This window comes from Diaphorobacter sp. J5-51 (assembly GCF_001023515.1).
GTDB lineage: Bacteria > Pseudomonadota > Gammaproteobacteria > Burkholderiales > Burkholderiaceae_C > Diaphorobacter > Diaphorobacter nitroreducens.
In genome coordinates this window covers 1-22,553 of the sequence record NZ_JSYI01000116.1, presented here as the reverse complement: position 1 = coordinate 22,553, position 22,553 = coordinate 1, and the positions used below count along the sequence as shown (strand labels likewise).

At 66.3% G+C, this 22,553-nt stretch carries 17 protein-coding genes and 3 tRNA genes; 13 read left to right on the top strand and 7 right to left on the bottom strand.

The features are described from left to right. Positions 1 to 530: 530 nt before the first annotated feature. The 9 genes from OX89_RS14345 (at position 531) to OX89_RS14305 (ending at position 9,808) form a co-directional block, all read left to right on the top strand. Entirely contained in the window at positions 531 to 878 is a 348-nt protein-coding gene (locus OX89_RS14345) for a hypothetical protein (RefSeq protein ID WP_047351139.1), read from the top strand. Then, positions 875 to 2,308, top strand: a complete 1,434-nt coding sequence (locus OX89_RS14340) for a TolC family protein (RefSeq protein WP_047351138.1) — start codon at positions 875 to 877, stop codon at positions 2,306 to 2,308. The genes OX89_RS14345 and OX89_RS14340 overlap by 4 nt, the downstream gene beginning before the upstream one ends. A 1-nt stretch (position 2,309) precedes the next feature. Then, a complete protein-coding gene (locus OX89_RS14335) occupies positions 2,310 to 3,698 on the top strand; it encodes a multicopper oxidase family protein (RefSeq protein WP_047351137.1) in 1,389 nt (462 codons plus the stop codon). 16 nt (positions 3,699 to 3,714) lie between these two features. Beyond that, positions 3,715 to 4,197: a plastocyanin/azurin family copper-binding protein gene (locus OX89_RS14330; protein WP_047351136.1), complete on the top strand. Its 483-nt coding sequence runs from the start codon at positions 3,715 to 3,717 to the stop codon at positions 4,195 to 4,197. A gap of 67 nt (positions 4,198 to 4,264) precedes the next feature. Further along, a complete protein-coding gene (locus OX89_RS14325) occupies positions 4,265 to 4,726 on the top strand; it encodes a DUF411 domain-containing protein (RefSeq protein WP_172209192.1) in 462 nt (153 codons plus the stop codon). Positions 4,727 to 4,749: 23 nt separating this feature from the next. Further along, on the top strand, positions 4,750 to 5,133 hold the full coding sequence (locus tag OX89_RS14320; RefSeq protein WP_041836328.1) for a copper-binding protein: 384 nt from the start codon (positions 4,750 to 4,752) through the stop codon (positions 5,131 to 5,133). 55 nt (positions 5,134 to 5,188) lie between these two features. Next, entirely contained in the window at positions 5,189 to 7,399 is a 2,211-nt protein-coding gene (locus OX89_RS14315) for a copper-translocating P-type ATPase (RefSeq protein ID WP_084002076.1), read from the top strand. Between the two features lie 55 nt (positions 7,400 to 7,454). Next, positions 7,455 to 8,468: a P1 family peptidase gene (locus tag OX89_RS14310; protein ID WP_047351133.1), complete on the top strand. Its 1,014-nt coding sequence runs from the start codon at positions 7,455 to 7,457 to the stop codon at positions 8,466 to 8,468. Between the two features lie 2 nt (positions 8,469 to 8,470). Further along, complete coding sequence (locus tag OX89_RS14305; protein WP_047351132.1) at positions 8,471 to 9,808, top strand: TAXI family TRAP transporter solute-binding subunit; 1,338 nt, start codon at positions 8,471 to 8,473, stop codon at positions 9,806 to 9,808. 29 nt (positions 9,809 to 9,837) lie between these two features. Here the strand turns inward: OX89_RS14305 and OX89_RS14300 are convergent, their stop codons facing one another. After that, positions 9,838 to 12,069, bottom strand: a complete 2,232-nt coding sequence (locus OX89_RS14300; RefSeq protein WP_047351131.1) for a DUF1631 family protein — start codon at positions 12,067 to 12,069, stop codon at positions 9,838 to 9,840. Positions 12,070 to 12,126: 57 nt separating this feature from the next. Further along, positions 12,127 to 13,788: an energy-dependent translational throttle protein EttA gene (gene ettA, locus OX89_RS14295; protein ID WP_015912846.1), complete on the bottom strand. Its 1,662-nt coding sequence runs from the start codon at positions 13,786 to 13,788 to the stop codon at positions 12,127 to 12,129. A gap of 256 nt (positions 13,789 to 14,044) precedes the next feature. Here ettA and OX89_RS14290 point away from each other — a divergent pair, with 256 nt between their 5' ends. The 4 genes from OX89_RS14290 (at position 14,045) to OX89_RS18265 (ending at position 18,499) form a co-directional block, all read left to right on the top strand. After that, entirely contained in the window at positions 14,045 to 15,805 is a 1,761-nt protein-coding gene (locus tag OX89_RS14290) for a DEAD/DEAH box helicase (RefSeq protein WP_047351130.1), read from the top strand. Positions 15,806 to 15,941: 136 nt separating this feature from the next. Further along, positions 15,942 to 17,762 (top strand): M14 family zinc carboxypeptidase, encoded by a 1,821-nt coding sequence (locus OX89_RS14285; protein WP_047351129.1) that lies wholly within the window; start codon positions 15,942 to 15,944, stop codon positions 17,760 to 17,762. Positions 17,763 to 17,972: 210 nt separating this feature from the next. Further along, positions 17,973 to 18,049, top strand: a tRNA-Arg gene (locus OX89_RS14280). A 147-nt stretch (positions 18,050 to 18,196) separates the two neighbouring features. Beyond that, a complete protein-coding gene (locus OX89_RS18265; protein WP_084002075.1) occupies positions 18,197 to 18,499 on the top strand; it encodes a hypothetical protein in 303 nt (100 codons plus the stop codon). 561 nt (positions 18,500 to 19,060) lie between these two features. On the opposite strand, the gene OX89_RS14275 is transcribed toward OX89_RS18265, so the two are convergent. The 5 genes from OX89_RS14275 to pgsA form a co-directional block, all read right to left on the bottom strand. Further along, positions 19,061 to 19,136 (bottom strand) — tRNA-His (locus OX89_RS14275). A 49-nt stretch (positions 19,137 to 19,185) separates the two neighbouring features. Beyond that, positions 19,186 to 21,108 carry a SurA N-terminal domain-containing protein gene (locus tag OX89_RS14270; protein WP_047351128.1) on the bottom strand — a complete coding sequence of 641 codons (1,923 nt, stop codon included), beginning with the start codon at positions 21,106 to 21,108 and terminating at the stop codon, positions 19,186 to 19,188. A gap of 59 nt (positions 21,109 to 21,167) precedes the next feature. Next, positions 21,168 to 21,243, bottom strand: a tRNA-Val gene (locus tag OX89_RS14265). Positions 21,244 to 21,257: 14 nt separating this feature from the next. Beyond that, on the bottom strand, positions 21,258 to 21,530 hold the full coding sequence (locus OX89_RS18260; protein WP_011805814.1) for an HU family DNA-binding protein: 273 nt from the start codon (positions 21,528 to 21,530) through the stop codon (positions 21,258 to 21,260). A 406-nt stretch (positions 21,531 to 21,936) separates the two neighbouring features. Beyond that, on the bottom strand, positions 21,937 to 22,503 hold the full coding sequence (gene pgsA, locus OX89_RS14255) for a CDP-diacylglycerol--glycerol-3-phosphate 3-phosphatidyltransferase (protein WP_041836028.1): 567 nt from the start codon (positions 22,501 to 22,503) through the stop codon (positions 21,937 to 21,939). Between the last annotated feature and the right edge of the window lie 50 nt (positions 22,504 to 22,553).

The following is a 22,553-nucleotide window of genomic DNA, read 5'->3' as shown; positions in this document are numbered from 1 at the left end:
TGCACCGCGCCGGTATCATTCGCTGCATGCGCCACGCCGTTGCCATGATCCTGGGTCTGCTGCTGGTCCTGCGGGGCCTGCTGGGCGACGCCATGGCCATGGGCGTTGCACCGACCACGCCCGCGCAGCCCACCATCGCGGCAGCTGCTACCCACCACGCTATGGCAAGCGACACGCACGACCACGGTGGTCATGACGGCGACCATGCCAGCGCATCAGCACAGCCGCACTGCTGCGANCCGGCGGGGCGGTCCACGCGGAACACCCAGCCGGCTGTTCGGCCTGCGGCGCCTGCCATTCGGCCTTCTACGCGCCGGTCTGGGCGCCCGCCTTCCATGGACGGCACGACAGCACGTTGCAACCGCACCATGGCACCCCCTTTGCCAGCGCCACGGCTGCGCAAGCCATCAAGCCACCCATCTCCTGAGCACTGACGCCCGAAGTGCGTCCGCAATCGGCGGCATGTCCCCCGACGGGGCCGCAGCCGAGCGTCGCGGACGCGGTTGTGTCATGTTTGACGGGAGACTCCCATGCGCTTCGCGCACCCCACCAGCCCTGCGGCCATGATGGCCCTGGCGGCCCTGGCCGGCATCGCACCGCCGACCTGGGCGCAGGTTGACAATGTTCCTGCCGCCCCATCGCAGACCGCCACCGCCGACTCGGCACAGGCCCCCAGTCTGCCCTTGCACCACCAGCCCCTGCTCCCCAGCGGCGACGTGGCTGAGGCCGACATCGGCTGGAAGGCCGCCAACACCGCCGTGGGCGCCTTTCCCGGTGGCCACTCCGACATCGTGCGTTGGGAAGCCGAGCAGGCACGCGCCGCGCCGCCCAGCCATGCCATGCCCACCCCGAAACACCACCACGGAGGCCGGCCATGAGGCGCCCTCCGCTCGCCCTGGCTGCGCTGGCCGCTGCACTGGTGTTGGCCGGCTGCGCCAGCGTCGCCCCCGATGGGCTGCGCGGCGACGTGCAAAGCCATGTCCGGCCCCGCCTGCCCGACGGCGCGCAACTGCCCGCGCCCGATGCGCAAAGCCGCGGGGACGCGCAGGCCCAGATCACCGAATGGCTGCGCCTTCCCGTGGATGCGGACACTGCCGTGCGCGTGGCGCTCTTGAACAGCCCCGCGCTGCAGGCCCGCCTGGCCAATCTGGCCGCGCAGGATGCGCAGCGCGCACAGGCGCTGACCCTGTTCAACCCCACGCTGACGCTGGGGCGATTCACCAGCGGGCATGAGCGCGAGATCGAGCGCCAGCTCGGCTTCAGCCTGGTCAACGTGATCACCCTGCCCTGGCGCACGCGTTGGCAAGGCTGGCAGATGGAGCAGGCCACGCTGGCCGCCGCACAGGACGTGCTGCGCCTGGCCGCGGACACACGCCGCGCCTGGCTGCGCGCCGTGGCCGCCCGGCAGGTGCTGGCCGCGCGCGAACGCATGCACGAGGCGGCCGAGGCCGGCGGCGAGCTGGCGCGGCGCATGGCGCGCGTGGGCAACTTCAGCCGGCTGCAGCAGGCACGCGAAATCGCCATCACACAGGACGCGGCAGCACAGCTGGCCCGCGCGCGGCTGAATGCCGCGCTGGAGCGCGAGCAACTGGCGCGGCTGATGGGGCTGTGGGGCGCGCAGGCCGACTTCACGCTGCCCGATGCGCTACCCGCCTTGCCCGCGGCGGATGCACTGCGCAGCGGCGACGACGCCGAAGCCACGGCCCTGCGCGAGCGGCTGGACCTGCGCGCACTGCGCCGCGACCTGGACACCACCGCCGACCGCAGCGGCTGGGCCGGTGTTGGATCCGTGTTCGGCGACATCGGCCTGAGCTACAGCCGCAACACTGCCACCGAGCGCGCCTCCGGCCACCGCGAGACCACACGCGGCTGGGAGGTAGAGCTGCCTCTGCCGCTGTTCGACTGGGGCGGCGCCGCCACGGGCCGCGCGCGGGCCGAGCTGCAGCACAGCGCCGCACAACTGCAGGATGCCGCCATCCGCGCGCGCAGCGAGGCACGCAGCCACTGGCTGCGCTACCGCACCGCCTGGGACCTGGCGCACCAGCAGCAGGCCGAGGTTTTGCCGCTGGCGCGCTTCATGCAGGACGAGGCCGTGCTGCGCTACAACGGCATGTTCATCAGCGTGTGGGAGCTGCTGGCCGAGGCGCGCCGCGCCAGCCAGGCCGTGGCTGCCGCCACCGAGGCGCAGCGCGACTTCTGGCTCGCCCAGACCGACCTGCAACTGGCTCTCACGGGCACATCGCCCGGCGCGCCCACCGGCCTGCCGTCCGCTCCCACCACCCCCAACGCCCCTTCGGAAGGCCACTGACATGCAGCGCCGCCATTTCTTCTCCGGCGCCGCCACGGCCGTGGTCGCAGCCTCCGCCGCATCGGTGAGCCGCGTGGCCTTGGCCGCGCTGCCCGAGGCGCCCTCGCAATCCTCTGCCGACACGGCCGCGCCGCTAACCCCGTCCAGCGGCCGGCCCTACCAGCCCGTGGTCACGCTCAACGGCTGGACGCTGCCATGGCGCATGAACGCCGGCGTCAAGGAATTCCACCTGGTGGCCGAGCCGGTAGTGCGCGAGGTGGCGCCCGGCTTCATGGTCAACATGTGGGGCTACAACGGCCAGAGCCCGGGCCCGACCATCGAGGTGGTGGAAGGCGACCGCGTGCGCATCTTCGTCACCAACCGCCTGCCCGAGCACACCAGCGTGCACTGGCACGGCCAGCGCTTGCCGAGCGGCATGGACGGCGTGGCCGGGCTTACCCAGCCGCACATCCCCGCGGGCAAGACCTTTGTGTACGAGTTCACGGCGCGCCGCCCCGGCACCTTCATGTACCACCCGCATGCGGACGAAATGGTGCAGCTGGCCATGGGCATGATGGGCCTGTGGATCACGCACCCGAAGGCGCGCCACCCCCTGATCGCTGAGGTGCAACGCGACTACGCCTTCCTGCTCAGCGCCTACGACGTGGAGCCGGGCAGCCTCACGCCCAAGGTCAACACCATGACCGACTTCAACATCTGGACCTTCAACAGCCGGGTGTTCCCCGCCATCGACCCGCTGGTGGCACGACAGGGCGACCGCGTGCGCATTCGCGTGGGCAACCTGACCATGACCAACCACCCCATCCACATCCATGGGCATGAGTTCGAGATCACGGGCACCGACGGCGGGCCGACCCCGAAGGCCGCGCGCTGGCCCGAGGTGACCACCGACGTGGCCGTGGGCCAGATGCGGCAGCTGGAGTTCATCGCCGACGAGCCCGGCGACTGGGCGCTGCATTGCCACAAGAGCCACCACACCATGGGCGCCATGGGCCACGGCGTGCCCACCATGATCGGCGTGGACCATCGCGGCCTGGTCGGGAAGATCCAGAAGATCATTCCCGACTACATGGTCATGGGCGAGCGCGGCATGGCCGACATGGGCGCGATGGAAATGCCGCTGCCCGACAACACCTATCCCATGATGACCGGCACCGGCCCCTTCGGCCCGCTGGAGATGGGCGGCATGTTCACGACCTTGAAGGTCCGCCAGGGCCTGGCCGCCCAGGACTGGCGCGACCCGGGCTGGTACCAGCACCCGGCGGGCACGGTGGCGCACGAATGGGCCGGTGCGCCCTTGGACGCCACAGCCCCGCGGCAGACCCCGCCCGGCCGGGCCCCCGGCGCCCCCAGCGTGCGCAAACCGGGCGCCAGCCACGAACACCATTGAACTCTCGGAGAAACCCATGAAATCTATCAAATTCATAGCTGCTTGCGCTTTACTGGCGGGCGCTACAGCCAGTTTTGGCCATGAGAACATGCACAACAGCCACCCTGCCGTCGCACCCCAGCAGCAGGAATGGGGGATTGCGGGAGAGGCCAAGGGCGCAAAGCGCACCATTACCTTGCGCATGACAGACGACATGCGCTTTACCCCCTCGCACTTCACCGTCAAGCAAGGCGAGACCGTGCGCCTACGCGTGGAGAACAAGGGCCAGGTCATGCATGAGGTGGTGCTGGGCACACAGGGCACGCTGGACCAGCATGCGGCCATGATGCGCCAGTACCCCGACATGGAGCACGCCGAACCCCACATGGCCCACGTGGCCCCGCGCGCCAAGGAAGACCTGGTCTGGCACTTCAACCGGCCCGGCCGCTTCGACTTCGCCTGCCTGATCCCCGGCCACTACGAAGCAGGCATGCGCGGCACCTTCACCGTCACGCCCTGAACAACACCACCATCCGCATCATCAGGAGTCCACCATGCGAATCACGCAACCCACCCGCCGCCAATGGATGACGGCCCTCGCCGCCGGCTTGGCCGGCGCTGCCCTGCCCGCCCTGGCCCGTGCCGCCGCCCCGCAGACTGCCGTGGAGGTCTGGAAAGACCCCAACTGTGGCTGCTGCAAGGATTGGGTGACCCACATGCAGGCCAACGGCTTCACGGTCACCGTGCACGAAACGGGCAACGCCGCCGTACGCGCCAAGCTCGGCCTGCCCACGCGCCTGGGCTCATGCCACACCGCGCTGGTGGGCGGCTACCTGCTCGAAGGCCATGTGCCCGCCGCCGACGTGCGCAAGCTGCTCAAGGACAAACCCAAGGCCCTGGGCCTCACCGTTCCGGGCATGCCGGTGGGCAGCCCCGGCATGGACGGGCCCGAGTACAACGGCCGCAAGGACCCGTACGACGTGCTGCTGGTCACCAAGAACCTGATGAACAGCGACGTCTCCACGCGCGTATTCACCAGCTACCGTTGATGCACACCATGAAAGGCCACGCCATGCCATCGCACACCCTGCCAGCGCGCGCGCCGCGCATCGCCCTCGCACCCGTGGCCGCTCTGGCACTGCTGGGCCTGCCCGGCAGCTGGGCACATGCCCAGGGCTCGGACCACGACGCCCATCACACCGAAACGCCCGCCGCGTCCGGCGACAGCACGCAGGATCTCAGCGAGGGTGAAGTCACGCGTTGGGATGCACGCAGCGGCAAGATCACGCTGCGCCACGGCGAGCTCAAGAACCTTGCCATGCCGCCCATGACCATGGTGTTCACGTTGCGCGACCCGGCACAGGCGGCCACCTTCAAGCCCGGCGACAAGGTGCGCTTTCGGGCCGAACGGGTGAAGGGCGTATTCGTCGTCACCCATATCGAACCATTGCGCTGACGCCCCACGGACCGGGCGGCAGTTGCCCGGCCCCTTGCCGCACCAAGGAGCCCTCATGCATTCCCACAGCACGCCGCCCGCAGCTACCCCACACGGGCAGCACCTACACCACAGCCCCCACGTGCCCCGGCCATCGGCCGCTCCACACGCCCCACCAACCGCCGACACGGTCTATACCTGCCCCATGCACCCGCAGGTGCGACAGAGCGGCCCCGGCCACTGCCCCAAGTGCGGCATGGCGCTGGAGCCGGTACTGCCCAGCCTGGACGCAGCCGATGACAACCCCGAACTGCGCGACTTCTCGCGCCGCTTCTGGTGGACGCTGCCGCTCACCATGGTCGTCACCACGCTGGCCATGGCCGGGCACCGGCTGGGTTGGGTCGGCATGGCCACGCAAAGCGGGGTAGAGCTGGTGCTGACGCTGCCCATCGTGCTGTGGGCCGGCGCGCCGTTCTTCGTGCGCGGTTGGCAATCCGTGGTGCAGCGCAGCCCCAACATGTGGACTCTGATCAGTCTGGGCACGGGCGCGGCCTTCCTCTACAGCGTGGTGGCCACCGTGGCGCCGGGCGTGTTCCCGGCCTCATTCCAGTCCATGGGCCGCGTGGGCGTGTACTTCGAGGCGGCCGCGGTCATCATTTCGCTGACGTTGCTGGGCCAGATGCTGGAGCTCAAGGCGCGATCACAGACCTCGGCCGCCATCCAGTCGCTGCTGGGCCTGGCACCAAAGACCGCGCGCCGCATCGCCGCCGATGGCGGCGAGGAAGACGTGCCGCTGGCCCACGTGCATGTGGGCGACCTGCTGCGCGTGCGTCCCGGCGAGAAGGTGCCGGTGGACGGCGTGGTCGTCGAAGGCAGCAGCGCCGTGGACGAGTCCATGCTCACGGGCGAGCCGCTACCAGTGAGCAAGCGCACGGGCGACAAGCTGATCGGCGCCACGCTCAACACCAGCGGGGCGCTGGTCATGCGCTCCGAACTCGTGGGTGCGGCCACGATGCTGTCGCAGATCGTGCAACTGGTGGCGCAGGCCCAGCGGTCGCGCGCGCCCATGCAGCGCATGGCCGACCGCGTTGCGGGCTGGTTCGTACTGGCCGTGGTCGGCGTGTCTGTGCTCACGCTGCTGGGCTGGGGACTGTTCGGGCCCGAGCCCAGGTGGGTCTACGGCCTGATCAACGCTGTGGCGGTTCTCATCATCGCCTGCCCCTGCGCGCTGGGCCTGGCTACGCCGATGTCCATCATGGTGGCCACGGGGCGCGGCGCCACGCAGGGCGTGCTGTTCCGCGATGCGGCCGCCATCGAGCATATGTGCCGCGTGGACACGTTGATCGTGGACAAGACCGGCACCCTGACCGAGGGCCGGCCGCGCTTTGAGCGCACCGTGGCCGCGCCCGGCTGGGGCGAGGCAGAGGTGCTGCGCCTGGCCGCCAGCCTGGACCAGGGCAGCGAGCATCCGCTAGCGGCGGCCATCGTCGCCGCGGCACGCCAGCAGGGGCTGGCGCTGGACGCGGCCGAACAGTTCGACTCGGCCTCGGGCATCGGCGTGCGCGGCCGGATCGCGGGCCGCACCTTGGCGCTGGGTAACACGGTGCTGATGCAGCAGTCCAGCGTGAATACGGGACCGCTGGCGCAGGCCGCCGAGGCACTGCGCGGCGAAGGCGCCAGTGTGATGTTCCTGGCCGTGGATGGGCAACTGGCGGGCCTGCTGGCTGTCTCCGACCCCATCAAGGCCAGCACGCCCGACGCGCTGGCCGCCCTGCATGCGGCCGGCCTGCGCATCATCATGGCCACCGGCGATGGCCTGACCACGGCAGGTGCCGTGGGACGGCGCCTGGGCATCGACGAGGTGCACGGCGAGGTATTGCCCGCCGATAAGCTGGCCCTGGTCGAACGCCTGCAGGCCGAGGGACGCACCGTGGCCATGGCCGGCGACGGCATCAACGACGCGCCGGCACTGGCGCGCGCCGACGTGGGCATCGCCATGGGAACCGGGACGGACGTGGCCATGAACAGCGCCCAGCTCACCCTGGTCAAGGGCGACCTGCGCGGCATCGCCACGGCGCGCGCACTGTCGCAGGCCACGGTGGCCAACATGCGCCAAAACCTGGGCTTTGCCTTCGTCTACAACGCGCTGGGCGTGCCGCTGGCCGCCGGCCTGCTCTACCCGTTCACGGGCTGGCTGCTGTCGCCGATGATCGCGGCGCTGGCCATGAGCCTGAGCTCGGCCTCGGTGATCACGAATGCCCTGCGGCTGCGCCGCGCACGGCTTTGAGAGCACCCCGCAAGACGCGGGGACAGGTGCCGGCGCGGCACCATAATCGGCGCCCATGCAAGCTTGCTCCCTGCACAGCGCCTGCGGCGCCATCACCGACGTTGCCGGCATCGAGGTCGGCCACTTCACCGACCCACGCCGCCCCACCGGCTGCAGCGTGGTGATTGCGCGCGAGGGTGCCGTGGCAGGCGTGGATGTGCGCGGCGCCGCCCCCGGCACGCGCGAGACCGACCTGCTGGCCCCGGGCAACTTGGTGGAGCAGGTGCACGCCATCATGCTGGCGGGTGGCAGCGCCTGGGGGCTGGAGGCCGCCACCGGGGCCGTGCGCTGGCTGGAGGAGCACGGCGTAGGGCTGGACGTGGGCGTGGGCCGCCTGCCACTGGTGCCAGCGGCCGTGCTGTTCGACCTGCACGTGGGCGACATGAAGGTGCGTCCCGATGCGGCGGCCGGCTATGCGGCCTGCGCCGCCGCCACACACAAGCCGCCAGCCGAGGGCAACGTAGGCGCCGGCGCTGGCGCCGTGGTGGGCAAGATGTTCGGCCTGCAGCACGCCATGAAGGGCGGCGTGGGCACAGCCTCGGTCACCGTCGCGGGCGTCACGGTGGGTGCGCTCATTGCCTGCAACGCCGTGGGCGACGTGGTCGACCCGGACACCGGGCGCCCATTGGCGGGCGCCCGCGCTGCCGACGGGCTGACGCTGCGCGATACACGGCACGCGCTGCTGCGCGGCGAGCCCCCTCATCCCCTGCTGGCCGGCAGCAACACCACGATCGGCGTGATTGCCACCGACGCGCGGCTGACCAAGGTTCAGGCTCAGCGACTGGCCGTTGCCGGCCACGACGGCCTGGCCCGCAGCATCAACCCCGTGCACACCATGAGCGACGGAGATACGCTGTTCACGCTGGCGACGGGCCACGTGCCGCACCACCCCGGCATGATGGTGTTGGCCACGATGGCGGCCGAGGCGGTGGCCCGCGCCACCGTGCGCGCCGTGCTCGCCGCGCGCACCCTGCGCACGGCCGAGGGCCTGGCACTTCCGTGCCATGCCGATCTGGCTGCCGGGAGCTAACCATGGGACAGATGTCACGCCGCCTGCGCATGGCGCTGCTGTCGCTGCGCGACCTGTTGGTGTCTGCCGGGCCGCTGGCGCTACTGGGCGCGGGCCTGGTGCTCCTGGCCTATTGGTGGCTCAACCCCACGCCGCCGCGCACGGTGACGCTGGCCACCGGCCCCGCGCAGAGCGCCTACGAGGCCTTCGGCCAGCGCTATCGCGACGCACTGGCGGCAAGCGGGATCAACGTGGTCTTGCTGCCCAGCGATGGCTCGTCATCCAACCTGCAGCTGCTGCGCGATGGCCACGCCGACCTCGCCTTCGTGCAAGGTGGCACGGGTGAGTTGCGTCCCGAGGACAGTGATGAGCTGGTCTCGCTGGGCAGCCTCTTTGTGGAGCCCATCTGGCTGTTCTACCGCGGCGATGTGGCGCGCCGCATCCACCGATCGGCCCGGCTGGAGGGGCTGCACCAGCTGCGCGGGCTGCGCGTGAACGTCGGCTCGCCCGGCAGCGGCGTACCAACGCTCATGGAGCGCCTGCTGGACGCCAACCACATTCCGCTGGATGCCCTGACGCTCACCCGTCTGGAGCAGACGCCCGCCACGGTGGCGTTCCTGGCGGGGCGGCTGGACGCCCTGGTGTTTGCCTCCGCCCCCGAGTCATTGATGGTGCAGATGCTGCTGCAAACGCCCGGCGTGCAGCTCATGCACTTCCCGCAGAACGAGGCCTACAGCCGCCGTTTTCCGTTCCTCACGCCAGTAGTGCTGCCACGCGGCGTGGTGGACCTGGCGGCCAACGTACCTCCGCGCGACGTACGGCTGGTGGCATCCACCACATCCCTGCTGGCGCGTGAAGGTACCCACCCTGCCCTGCTGCAGTTATTTGCCCAGAGCGCGCAGGGCATCCATGGCAATGCGGGCTGGTTCAACCGTGCGCGCGAATTCCCCAGCACCCGGCACGCGGAACTGCCCATTGCCAAGGAGGGCGAGCGCGCCATCAACGAGCCGGCGCCGCTGATGCAGCGCTATCTGCCATTCTGGATCGCCAACCTCGTCGAGCGCATGTGGCTGGTACTGGGTATCTTGATTGCCATCATGCTGCCGCTGTCGCGCGTGGTGCCGCCGCTGTACCAGTTCCGCGTGCGCTCGCGCGTGTTCCGCTGGTATGGGCATCTGCGCGACATCGAAGACGACATGGAACGAGGAGAGGCCACCCCCGACGCGCTGCGCGAACGGCTGGACCGCATGGAGGCGCAGGTGGAAAAAGTGAGCGTGCCACTGTCCTATGCCGACGAGCTCTACGCCCTGCGCAACCACATCCAACTGGTGCGCCGGCGCCTGCCACGCGCGGCAGGCTGAACGGCAGTCCCCGCGACCGGCGGAGCGCCCTAGCGCAGCTTGGCCGGCTTGGTGCGCACGGCGCGCAAAGCGCGGTCCACCACCGGCTGGTCGGAAATCAGGCGGAATGCCCCGTCGGAGGACAGTTTGTCGATCATGCGCCGCGTCATGGACTGCGTGCTCGCGTCGGCTCCGGTGAACAAAAAAAGTGTGTTGTGCGGGCTGCACCAGGTGAGCTGGGTTCGCACCGCACGCTGGTTGGTGATGATTTCCACCCACTGGCCGATGCGCAATGCGGGCTGAGCCACTGCTCCGGCCATCGACGGGTCCGCCGCGGCGGCCGTATCGGAAGACAGCACATCGTCAGCGCGGGTTTCAGGGCTGACCTCTTCCGCCGGCGTGTCGCCGAAGACGCTCGCCGCTGCGTAGTTCAGCGCTTCACCCTGAAGCTGCGCCAAGCGCTGCGTCACTTCGGCAATACGCTCGATCGGGTGGTCAATGCTCTCCAGCCCACGCACCAACACCGGCACCATGTCGGCAATGGCCTGGCCCAGGCGCTCCGGGTCCGAGCGCAACTGCTCGGGCTGCGCGCAGCACAGCAGCAGCGGCACCAACGCCAAATAGCCTCCGGGGTCTCCGCCGGTTTCTTGGGGCTGGCTGCTTTGCGCCTGCGCCACCACGTCCGCCCACGGGCCGGTCACGAAGGCCAGCAGGTCGGCCGGTACCTTGTCCGCATCGGGCAGGCGGCGGAAGTCGGCGGCAATCTTCTCGGCCAGCAATTCCCGCTGCTCCCGCTGGAGCAGTTCGCGCTGCTGCGCTTCATGGCGCTCAAGCTGGCGACGCTCCTGCGCGGTCCAGGCCTTTTCCAGCGCCTTGAGCACTTGGGCGAACGGTGCGGCATCCCGGATCTCGATGGAAGCCAGGTGGCCTACGGCTTCGTTCACCAGCCGCATGAAGCGGCTGAAGGCGGGCCCATCCTCGGCGTTGAATGCCAGGCTGCGCTGGGTCAACTCGTCCAGCAGGCGCCGGGCGGGGTGCTGCTCATCCGTGAAGAACCGCGTGTCGTGCTGCACCAACTCCTTCAGCGCGGGCTCCAGGCTTTGCACGGCACGCTGCATGGGGGGCAGCAGCCGCGAATCCTGCGCAATGTTGTCCATCATGCGGCTCACGACCTCATGCGCCGTCCGCGTGGGGGATACCGCCACCGGCGCATGTGCAGAGGTGCCGTTCCAGCCCGTCACCGGGACCGCAGCCCCTCCCGACAGACGACCCACGATGCGTTCCAGCTGCGCAATGTCTTCCATTGCTTCCACCGCGGCCGGCGTGACGTACGCGTTGGCCGGAGTAGCTGCCGTATAGCCGCCGCGTGCATCGTAGGCGAAAGGGTCACCACCACCGGCCAGCATCTGGCGCAGGATACCCACCGTCAGCAGCGCTTCTTCGGCCTGCGGCGCCAAGGCCACGTTGCCCGAGGCGCCTCCCCAGCCTGCCCCGTAACCTTGGCCATAGGCGCTCGCGGCACCATATTCGCTGGCCGGCGCACCATAGGCCGAGGGCGGCGGCGCGTAGCCCACGCCCATCTGGGAACTGTGGGCATATCCACCACCATTCCCGCTGCGCACACCCGGGGCTCCCGCCACCGCATAGCCCACGGGCTCGACGCCATGCTCGCGCAGGCTCTGGGCGGCGCGCTTATAGGCGCTTACCAGTTGCATGCCCAGCAGTTCGCGCATCTGGCTCATCCATAGCTGCCGCACTTCCCCGCTTACACCGGTATCGCTCACCACTTGCTGCAGCGCGCGGATGTAGTTCTCAGGGCGAAAAGGGTTGCTTTCGGGTTGCACGCTGTGCAGGCCCTGCGCCGAACTGACGAGCGTGTTGAGTTCCGCCAGCGTTGCCTCTGTCGCCAGAGCGGCGATCTGCTGCGCCCGCGACAGCTCCACCTGGACCAGCACGTCGGCATCGTCCATGAGGGCGAGCTCGCCCAGGTCCATTCCGCCGGGCTGCCCGGCCCTCGTCTTCGCGGCCGAGGGGCCTTCGGCAAAAATCTCCAGCAAGGCCATGGGGTAGGCCTTGGGCAACGACGCCTCGTGCTGCTTGAGTAGGCGCAAGGCGTCGCTGATCTGGGTGCGCTTGTGAAGGTCGCGGGTGGAGGATTCCTGCGCCGTGAGCGCTTCGCGCGTACCAGTCACCAGCGCCTCCATCAGGGCCTCGCTGTCCCTGACGGCGTTGACAACGCAGGCGCGAAAAACCGTACGGGCGCGGGACGCGGAAAGGGACATGGTGGGGACGGACGAAGAATGGGCGGCGGTCCGCCCGATGCTACTACCTGTAAGTGCTTATTTGAGGGCCTTGTAGCGCATACGCTTCGGTTTCGCACCCTCTTCACCCAATCGTTTTTTCTTATCAGCTTCGTATTCTTGGTAATTGCCGTCAAAGAATACCCATTGGCTGTCGCCCTCGGCTGCCAGGATGTGCGTCGCGATACGGTCGAGGAACCAACGATCGTGGCTGATGACCAGCACGGTACCAGCGTATTCCAGCAACGCGTCTTCCAGCGCACGCAGGGTTTCCACGTCCAGGTCGTTGGACGGTTCGTCCAGCAGCAGCACGTTGCCGCCCTGGATCAGCGTCTTGGCCAGGTGCAGGCGGCCGCGCTCGCCCCCGGACAGGTTGCCCACCTTCTTCTGTTGGTCTTGTCCGTTGAAGTTGAAGCGCCCGGCATAGGCGCGCGATGCCATTTGGAACTTGCCCACATTGATGATGTCCAGCCCGCCGGAGATGTCCTCCCACACGGTCTTGTCATCGGCCAGTGCGTCGCGGTGCTGATCGACAAAGGCCATCTTCACGGTCTGACCGATTTCCACGGTACCGGAATCAGGTTGCTCCTTGCCCGCGATCAGCTTGAACAGGGTCGACTTGCCGGCACCGTTCGGGCCGATGATGCCGACGATGGCGCCGGCAGGGATGTTCATGCTCAGGTTGTCGATCAGCAGGCGGTCACCAAAGGCCTTGGAGACATTCTTGAATTCGATGACCTTAGAGCCCAGGCGATCCGCTACAGGAATGAAGATTTCCTGCGTTTCGTTGCGGCGCTGGTATTCGTAATCGCTCAGCTCTTCGAAGCGGGCAATACGCGCCTTGGACTTGGCCTGGCGGCCCTTGGCGTTCTGGCGCACCCACTCCAGTTCCTTCTTCAAAGCCTTGGCGCGAGCCTCCTCGCCTTTTTGCTCGGCTTCCAGACGGTTGCCCTTCTGGATCAGCCAGTCAGAATAATTGCCCTTGTAGGGGATGCCGTGGCCTCGGTCCAGTTCCAGAATCCACTCAGCGGCGTTGTCCAGGAAGTAGCGGTCGTGGGTGATCGCCACCACGGTACCGCTGAAGCGGTGCAGGAATTGCTCCAGCCAGTCCACGGATTCGGCGTCCAAGTGGTTGGTGGGTTCGTCCAGCAGCAGCATGTCGGGCTTGGACAGCAGCAGCTTGCACAGGGCCACGCGACGCTTTTCGCCACCCGATAGCTTGCCGATCACCGCATCCCACGCCGGCAGACGCAGCGCGTCGGCCGCAATTTCCAACTGGTGTTCGGAATCGGTACCGGCCGCGGCGATGATGGCCTCCAATTCACCCTGTTCTTTGGCCAGCGCGTCAAAGTCGGCATTCTCTTCCGCGTAGGCGGCGTATACCTCTTCCAGGCGAGCTTTGGCGTTGTTCACCTCGGCCATGGCTTCTTCCACGGCCTGGCGCACGGTGTGCTCGGGATTGAGTTGGGGTTCCTGGGGCAGGTAGCCGATCGACAGCCCGGGCATGGGCAGTGCCTCGCCTTCGAATTCCTTGTCCACGCCCGCCATGATCTTGAGCAGAGAGGACTTGCCGGAGCCGTTCAGGCCCAGCACGCCGATCTTGGCGCCCGGAAAGAAGCTAAGGGAAATGTCCTTCAAGATCTGCCGCTTGGGCGGCACGGTCTTGGTGACGTGGTTCATCGAGAAAACGTATTGGGCCATGGATTTATTCAGGAAACGGGCAGAAGAAGGCGCCAAAATTTTTTGCGCACAAACGCGGATTATCGGCGCATGCGACAATAGACCCCGTCTTGGGCTCCAGTTGCCCACGGCATCAGCCTAGACAAGCTGGGGACGAAGGAAGAATTTTCCGGGCTCCCACCCTTGCAATCATCTGCCTAACAAACTGGCTCGGCGGCCCGTAAAGTCGCCTGCGACAGGCCGATACCCAGCGCCCCGGATGGGCGCATCCAATTACATGACATTTGAAGAACTGAAGCTGGCGCCGGCCATTTTGCGGGCCGTGCAAGAACAAGGCTACGACAACCCGACCCCTATCCAGGCCCAGGCCATCCCGGCCGTCCTCGCTGGACACGACCTCCTCGCCGGGGCACAGACCGGCACTGGCAAGACCGCCGCGTTCACGCTGCCCATGCTGCACCGCCTGGCCGAAGGCCAAGCCCCACGCAGCCAGTTTGGCGGCAAGGGGGTGCGCGCCCTGGTGCTCACGCCCACGCGGGAGCTGGCAGCGCAGGTCGAAGAATCCGTGCGCGGCTACGGCAAATACCTGGATCTGAACTCCACCGTGATCTTCGGCGGCGTCGGTATGAACCCGCAGATCGAACGCATCAAGCGCGGCGTGGACGTGCTGGTGGCCACCCCTGGCCGCCTGCTGGACCTGCAGCAGCAAGGCTTCATGGACCTGTCCACCGTCGAGATCCTGGTGCTGGACGAAGCCGACCGCATGCTCGACATGGGCTTCATCCACGACGTGAAGAAGGTGCTGGCGCTGCTGCCCCAGTCCAAGCAAAGCCTGCTGTTCTCGGCCACGTTCAGCGACGACATCCGTGAACTGGCCAACTCACTGCTCAAGAACCCGCAGAGCATCCAGGTCACCCCGCGCAACACCACGGTGCAACGCATCAGCCAGGTGATCCACCCCGTGGGGCGCGGCAAGAAGAAGCAGGTGCTGCTGCACATCATCCAGGAACACGACTGGAGCCAGGTGCTGGTGTTCACGCGCACCAAGTTCGGCGCCAACAACGTGGCCGAGTACCTGACCAAGAACGGCGTTTCGGCCATGGCGCTGCATGGCAACAAGAGCCAGAGCGCCCGCACCCAGGCGCTGGAGGGCTTCAAGACGGGCCAGATCCGCGCCCTGGTGGCCACTGACATCGCGGCACGCGGCATCGACATCGACGACCTGCCGCACGTCGTGAACTACGAAATCCCCAACGTGCCCGAGGACTACGTGCACCGCATCGGCCGCACGGGCCGCGCCGGCCGCGAGGGCCATGCCGTGAGCCTCGTCTGCATGGACGAGGAAGGTTTCATGATGGAGATCGAGCGCTTCACCAAGCAGGAAATCCCCGTGCAGGTGATCGACGGCTTTGGCCCGGACGAGGGAGAGAAGGCCGAGCCCATCGCCATGGGCCGCCAGACCATCTGGGGCGGCGCGGGCAAGCCGCCCAGCCGCGAAGTCATGCAGGCAGCGGCCAAGGCGGCACGCCAGGAGATGATGGAGCGCATCCGCACCAACAAGGCGGCCACTGGCGGCCAGCGCGGTTCGCGCCAGGGCGGGGGCCAGGGCGAAGGCCAGCAGCGCGCCGGGGGTCAGAACGGCAGCGGGGGCCGCGGCGGCAACGCAGGCAACGCAGGCAACGCAGGCAACGCAGGCAATGCAGGCCGTACTGCCGGCCCACGTGATCAGCAACGTCCGCAGAACACGGCCGGTGGCCGCCGCCGCGGCGGTCCCGCTGGTGCAGGCAATGGCGGGGGTAATGGCGGAAATCGCCGTTTCGACGACAGCCAGCCTCGCAGCGAGAACGCCCACCTGGGCACGCAGCTCGGCAACATTGGCATCGGCCCACGCCATGGCAGCGGCCGTGCCAGCCAGCCGGACCCCATGCGCACCAGCGTGGACAGCATGGCGGACCGCGGGCGTCGGGGCGGCTTCGGCCGTGGCAACGGCGGCGGCGGTGGTGGCCGCGGCCCACGCGGCGGCGGCTTCGGCCGCTGAGACCTTCACGACAACAGAAAGCCCGGCACAGCCGGGCTTTTTTCCATAGCCCCTGGGCCACCCACCCCGCCGCACGCGCAGGACATCAAAGCTGCCGGGTAACATCCGCCCCAGCACCACTTCCGCCACGCCCACCATGACGCCGAAGAATCTGCTCTCCCACACATACGCGCTGCCAATCGCCGCAATCGCAGCACGGCACCGCGCTACCGCGCTGCTGGGCGCATTCCTGCTGTCCGCCTGCTCCAGCACGCCCCTGCCTCCGTGGCCCGCGCAGTCCTCCCCTACCACGCCCGCTGGTCCGCAAACGTCCCGCGCCGTACCGCCGCCGCTGGGAACAGTGCAGCGTGGCGAAGTCGTGCCCAGCCCGGTCACGGTAACGCCCGTCGCCCCGGCCACCGAGCCGGCCTCCACCGCGCTCCCCTATAGCGCGGCTGTCGCGGCACGCTTTCCCGCGCCTTCCGTGCGGTACGAAACGCCGGGGCTCGCCGAGGGGCGCCAGGCTTTCACCACCAACGCTGAACTCACCCAATGGCTGCGCAATCTGGCCACGGCGCAGCGCGGCACGACCCGTGTGCAGATGTTGGACCTGGGGGTATCCCAGCGCGGCACACCCTTGCACGGCCTGGTGCTGACCCGCGCGGCTGGCACCAACGTGGCCGCGCTGGACGCCAGCCGCCGCCCCACGGTGCTGCTGCTTGGGCAGCAACATGGCGATGAACCCGCCGGCAGCGAGGCATTGCTCGTACTGGCGCGCGAACTGGCACAAGGGCTGCTGGAGCCCATGCTGGAGCGCATCAACGTGATCGTCGTTCCCCGCGCGAATCCCGACGGAGCCGAGGCCGGCACACGAGCCACGTCCAACGGCATCGACATGAACCGGGACCACCTGCTTTTGCAGACTCCGGAGGCCCAGGCACTCGCCAAACTGGTGCGCAACTATCGCCCGATCGCCATTTTCGATGCGCATGAATACACCGTCACCGGACGGTTCCTCGAGAAATTCCATGCCATCCAACGCTACGACGTGCTGCTGCAGCACGCAACGACGGCTAACCTGCCGGAATTCATGACCAAGGCAGCTCTGGAATGGTTCCACCACCCCATGATCAGGGCCCTGGAAGCGGAAGGCCTGAGCCAGGAGTGGTACTACACCACCTCGACCCGCGCCGAAGACCTTCGCCTGTCCATGGGAGGGACGCAACCCGATACCGGCCGCAACGTGAATGGTCTGAAGAACGCCGTCAGCATGCTCGTGGAAACGCGTGGCGTGGGCATTGGCCGCACCCACATCCAGCGGCGCGTGCACTCGCAGGTGACGGCCCTCACCAGTGCACTGCGCAGCACCGTGGACCGCGCCGCCGACTTGGAGCAGGTGCGCTCCTATGAAGCGCGGGACATTGCCTCCCAGGCATGCCGCGGCGAGATCGTGGTGGAAGCCACGCAAACCCCCGGCCAGCGCGACCTGGTCATGCTGGACCCCCAGACCGGCGCAGACCGGACCCTGCGCGTGGATTGGAATTCCTCGCTGCAACTCAAGCCGGTCAAAAAACGCCACCGCCCCTGCGGCTATTGGTTGGCAAGCGGCGCAACGGATGCAGTGGAGCGCCTGAAGCTGCTGGGCATCCAGGTGATGCACGTCGCCGAGGCGGGCTCCGTACTGGCCGACATCTATGAGGAAACCAGCCGGGAGAGCTCCGAGCGGGAGGACGTGCGCGGAGCCATCCCTGGCGCCCGCCCGATCATCCGCGCCACCGTGACCCCCATGCGCAGCGCCATCGACGTGCCGGGAGGCAGCTATTACGTGTCTCTCAACCAGCCCTTGGCCAATCTGGCCGTGGCAGCGCTGGAGCCCGATACGCAGAACAGCTATTTCGCCAACCATGTCATCGGCCAGCTCGGCGATGTCGCACGGGTCATGGCACCTCCATCGCTGGTGTTTGAGGAGATGGACTGAAGAGCACGCCGGACTGCGGCCACTCTTTAAATGATAGCTGCTTGCGCTTGCTGGATAAGCGCTAAAGGCATATTTGGCATCATACACAGCACCCGCATGCCGTCTTCTATTTCATGGGCTGCGCAGGCTGGTGCGGGAGCGCTCCGGGCGCCTGTATGATCCTGCACTCCGAGCGCGCACATCACCGCTCGCACCGCATACCTGCATCATCTGCCCGTAGCTCAACCGGATAGAGCAATTGCCTTCTAAGCAATAGGTCGGGGGTTCGAGTCCCTCCGGGCAGGCCACCTCACTTCGGCTGTGCCTCGGCATCCTGCGAAGACATCTTTCTGCGGCCGAGGTGCCACTGTCGGGCGGAAATGCGGGACGCCGTCCGACACTCTACAGCGCGTTGCGCGCTCTATGGTCTTGCTACCCCCTCACAGGAGAAGACCATGCTCAAGCGCCTCTTTGATCCCGCTGCCATGTATGCCCACCGTCTCGAGACCAGCCTGAATGAGGCGCGAATGGCGGCATTCGAACACGAAAACGCTGCCGAACACCATACTGCACTGGCACGGATGTACCGGCAGCGCATTGCACGACTGGAAGCCGAGCTGGCTCCCGCAACTGCGGGCATACCTTCGCGGTTGATCCTCGACCCGGCGGGGCCCATTCCACGTGTGACCCCGCTCAAGAAGCCTCGGGAGCCGCACCAACGCATGCCAGCTTATCTGCCTCAAGGGGCGGGAGGATAGTGTGCGGTGCGACTGTGCAGAGCAACCTTTGGTACCCCGCCCCCTTCCCAGGACTCACGCCATGACGCCCCAGGACCCGACAGAACACCCGCTGCACACTGTGCCAGACGACTTACCGCGCCCGCCCGGTGATTTGCCACCGGCCCCACCCCCGGCCTCGCCACCGCGGCAGCCCAACGAGGAAATACCAGCCAACTTGCCGGGTTAAACCACCTGCAGGCTCCACTAGCTTGGTTCTTGCATAGGGTCACCGGGTAGTTCGATGGGCGGCGTATTGTCGGGCGGATCAATGGGAATAGGTCGCGGCGGCACCTCGCCGGGATTCGGCGGGACGGGCGGGACCGGTTGAGGGGCGGGGGTTGCTGGCATGGGGCATCCTTTGTGCTGTTTGTAGTGCCTTTGCACTTGGCACTCCCGTCGGACAAAACCGTATGCAGGCGAACGGCTTCCGGCACGATCAGTCTGCTGTTCGGGAGTGCCTCTTCAGTCAGGCCACCGGTCACGCCAACCTTGTTGAATGCAAAAGCCCCCGCAGCTTGCGCTGCGGGGGCCTTTGTTATTTGGGGTGGCTGATGGGACTCGAACCCACGACGACAGGAATCACAATCCTGGACTCTACCAACTGAGCTACAGCCACCGTAGCCTTGAATTATAGCCTGATAAATCTACCCTCTGAGGTAACCGGCTTAGTTTTGTAGCTCTGCCTGGGCCACCGGTCGGGGGGCCTTGATCTGGACCTTGAAACGCTGCTTGAGCAAATCGTAATACGCTAGCGCCTCGGCCGACGCCCACGATTGCAAGTATTGCTCTCGCTCCATACGCGCACGAGCGTCGTCCACCCCGTCCCGGGGAACGACGCGGTTGATTTTCACCACGGCATAGCCCTGCGCACCAAGGTCCACACCTGTCCAGGCCGGGAGTTGGTCCACATTGGCACGCAAGGCGGCATCCACCACGGAACGAGGCTGATCCTGCAGCCGGTCCCGCGATACCGTCAACGCAGCAGTCAACCCGGAGGCTGCATCCGGCGCGGCCTTCCAAGCGGTCAGTTTGGCTTGGCCTTCCTGCCGCGCAAGTTCAGCGGACTTCTCGGCGATATAGATCGCGCGCACCTGGTCGCGCGCCTTGTCCAGCGGCAGCGTCATGGCGGGCTGGTATGCCGTAACGCGGCCGGCTGCCAGCACACTTGTACCGATCTCGATAGCCTCGGTATTGCGCTTGTTCTGCAGCGAGTCCGACTGGAACAGCGCCTCCAGGAAGCGTGCGTTGGCAAGCGGCCCCGCGCCACCGGCAGCCGGAGTACGGGTAACCCCGTCGGCCGTCTGAATCTTGAGCTTGAGCTTGTCGGCGACGGGTTGCAGGCTGTCCGCCTGTTCATACACACCATTGGCAAACGCCTCGGCCACTTCTGCGAACTTGCGTTGGGCCTGCTGCTGCTTGAGTTCTGCCTCGAGCGAGGGGCGCAGCTCCTCGAAACTGGGCTGGCGCGGAGTCTTGATATCGGAAAGCAGGATGATGTGGAAGCCGAAGTCGGTTTCCACTACGTCGCTGATCTCCCCCTTCTTCATGGAAAAAACGGCGTCTTCAAAGGGTTTGACCATGGCTCCCCGGCCAAAAAAACCGAGGTCACCGCCGGACGGTGCTGAGCCCGGGTCCTGCGACTCCTTTTTGGCAATCTCCGCGAAGCTGCCCGGCGCTTTGCGTACCTGCGCGAGCAGTTCCTCCGCCTTGGCCTTGGCCTGGGTGCGCGCATCCGCAGGGGCGTCTTTGTTGGCGTTGATCAGTATGTGACTTGCGCGGCGCTCCTCCTTGACCGCGAGGCGATTCAGGTTTTCCTTGTAATAGGTGCGCAGGTCATCTTCGCTGAGCGTGATTCCCGCTTTCACGGCATCAAGGTCAAGCACCACATACTCCACCGACGCTTGTTCAGCCTGCTGGAATTTCGCTGGATGGGCGGTGTAATAGGCCTCCAGGTCGGCATCCGTCACCACGACCTTGGACACAAACGCCGAAGCATTGAAACGGGCGATCTGGATTTCACGGCGCTGAAATAGTGCATCCAGTGCCAAACGTGCTTCCGTCGGGCCGCTGAACGCCGAACCCATGACACCGCCCATGACCTGGTTGACCGACAAGTCCTGGCGGATGCGTGCTTCAAGCCCCTCAGGGGTGAGTCCCTGCGCACCAGCCAGGGCGCGATAGGCTTCGGCATCCAGCGTGCCGTCAGCTCGTTTCAACGCCGCTATCTGCGGAATGCTCTGCAGCTCGCGTGCCAACCGCGCATCGCTGGTCAGCATGTGCATGTCCTGCGCCGCGACTTGCAGCACGCGGTCACGCACCAGCCGCTCCAACGTGGCATAGCGTGCCTGCGGTGAATCCAGCAGCTTGGCGTCGATACCTGGCGACTGAGCGCGGATTCGATCACTCTCCATACGGTGAGCGTTGTCCCAGTCGGCTTGGGTGATGTCCTTGCCATCGACCCGCGCTACCACTGGGCTTCCTCCGCTGAAATAGTTGCTGTCGATACCCACGAGGATGAACGACGGGATGATCAGCAAGAACAACAAGAACATGACGATCTTGGAGTGCTTGCGGATGGATTCGAACATGGTCAATCTTTCAACAGCTGCAAAAGAAAAGGCGAACTTGCGTTCGCCTTTGAATGGGGTGGTGGGTGCTAACGGGGTCGAACCGCTGACCTACGCCTTGTAAGGGCGCCGCTCTACCAACTGAGCTAAGCACCCCCCATATTTCACAATCAGTTCAAAGCATCTTTCAGTGCTTTGCCTGGACGGAACTTTGGAACTTTAGCAGCCTTGATTTTAATCGTAGCGCCCGTGCGGGGATTACGACCAGTGCGCGCAGCGCGCTTGCCGACGGCGAATGTGCCGAAACCGACGAGCGACACCGTGCCGCCCTTCTTGAGAGTCTTCTTAACCGCTTCGATCGTGGACTCCAGTGCGCGCGCAGCTGCAGCCTTGGAGATATCAGCGTTGTTGGCGATGTGCTCAATCAATTCGGTTTTATTCACAAGAAGCCTCTCGGGAAAAGAGTGGATGAATGTCTTTATGCAAATCTGGCCTCCGCGCCCCCTGCAACGGAAGCGGTCCGAAAGGCAGAGGCGGAGGGAACTGAAGCAGCGTCAGAAATTGCTGTGTCAGATTAAAGCCATCGCACTGTAGGGTGTCAATAAGACGTACCGCGTGGGCGACAGCATGGGAGCGAATTCTAGTCGTATTTGATCCCCGTCCCGGATTCGAGCACCGCTTTTGTTTCGACCTTGCGCGCTAGGCGCATTCCGTATTGACAAGCACTTTCGCCCTGCGGTGCCGAGTTGCCGCCACCAGCCGTCTCCATGTGGGCGCGGATTGCCTTGCTATGTCATATATAGCAATGAACCCTTTTGACACAAGGCTCTCCCAGCAGTAGCAAGAAACTTAACGGACTCTCGCTCGAATTTCTGGCAGTGCTTTTTGCAGGTAATAAACCATGGACCACACCGTCAGCACTGCGGCGCCCCAGATCAGCCAGGTACCCCACACACCCGTGTCAATGACGCCAAACAACTGCCCGTCATACAACAGGAAAGGAATGGCAATCATCTGCACCGTGGTCTTGAGCTTGCCGATCATGTGCACGGCCACACTCTTGCTCGCCCCGATCTGCGCCATCCATTCCCGCAAGGCACTGATAGCGATTTCGCGGCCGATGATGATGAGTGCCACGAACACATCGGCACGTTGCATATGCACGAGTACCAATAGCGACGCACATACCAAGAACTTGTCAGCCACGGGATCCAGAAACGCCCCGAACGCGGAGGTCTGGTTGAGCTTGCGTGCAAGAAACCCATCGAGCCAATCGGTGGCCGCAAAAACGATGAACATCACCGTGGCGATGAGGTTGCGCATCGCAGGGTCCAGCGGCGCATAGAACACTCCCACGATCAAGGGTATCGCGACAATGCGCGTCCAAGTCATGATGGTGGGAATAGTGAAAAACATGGGTGCGGGAGTGTCAGGATTTCTGTGTGTGAGGCTGTTGAATCCGTCAC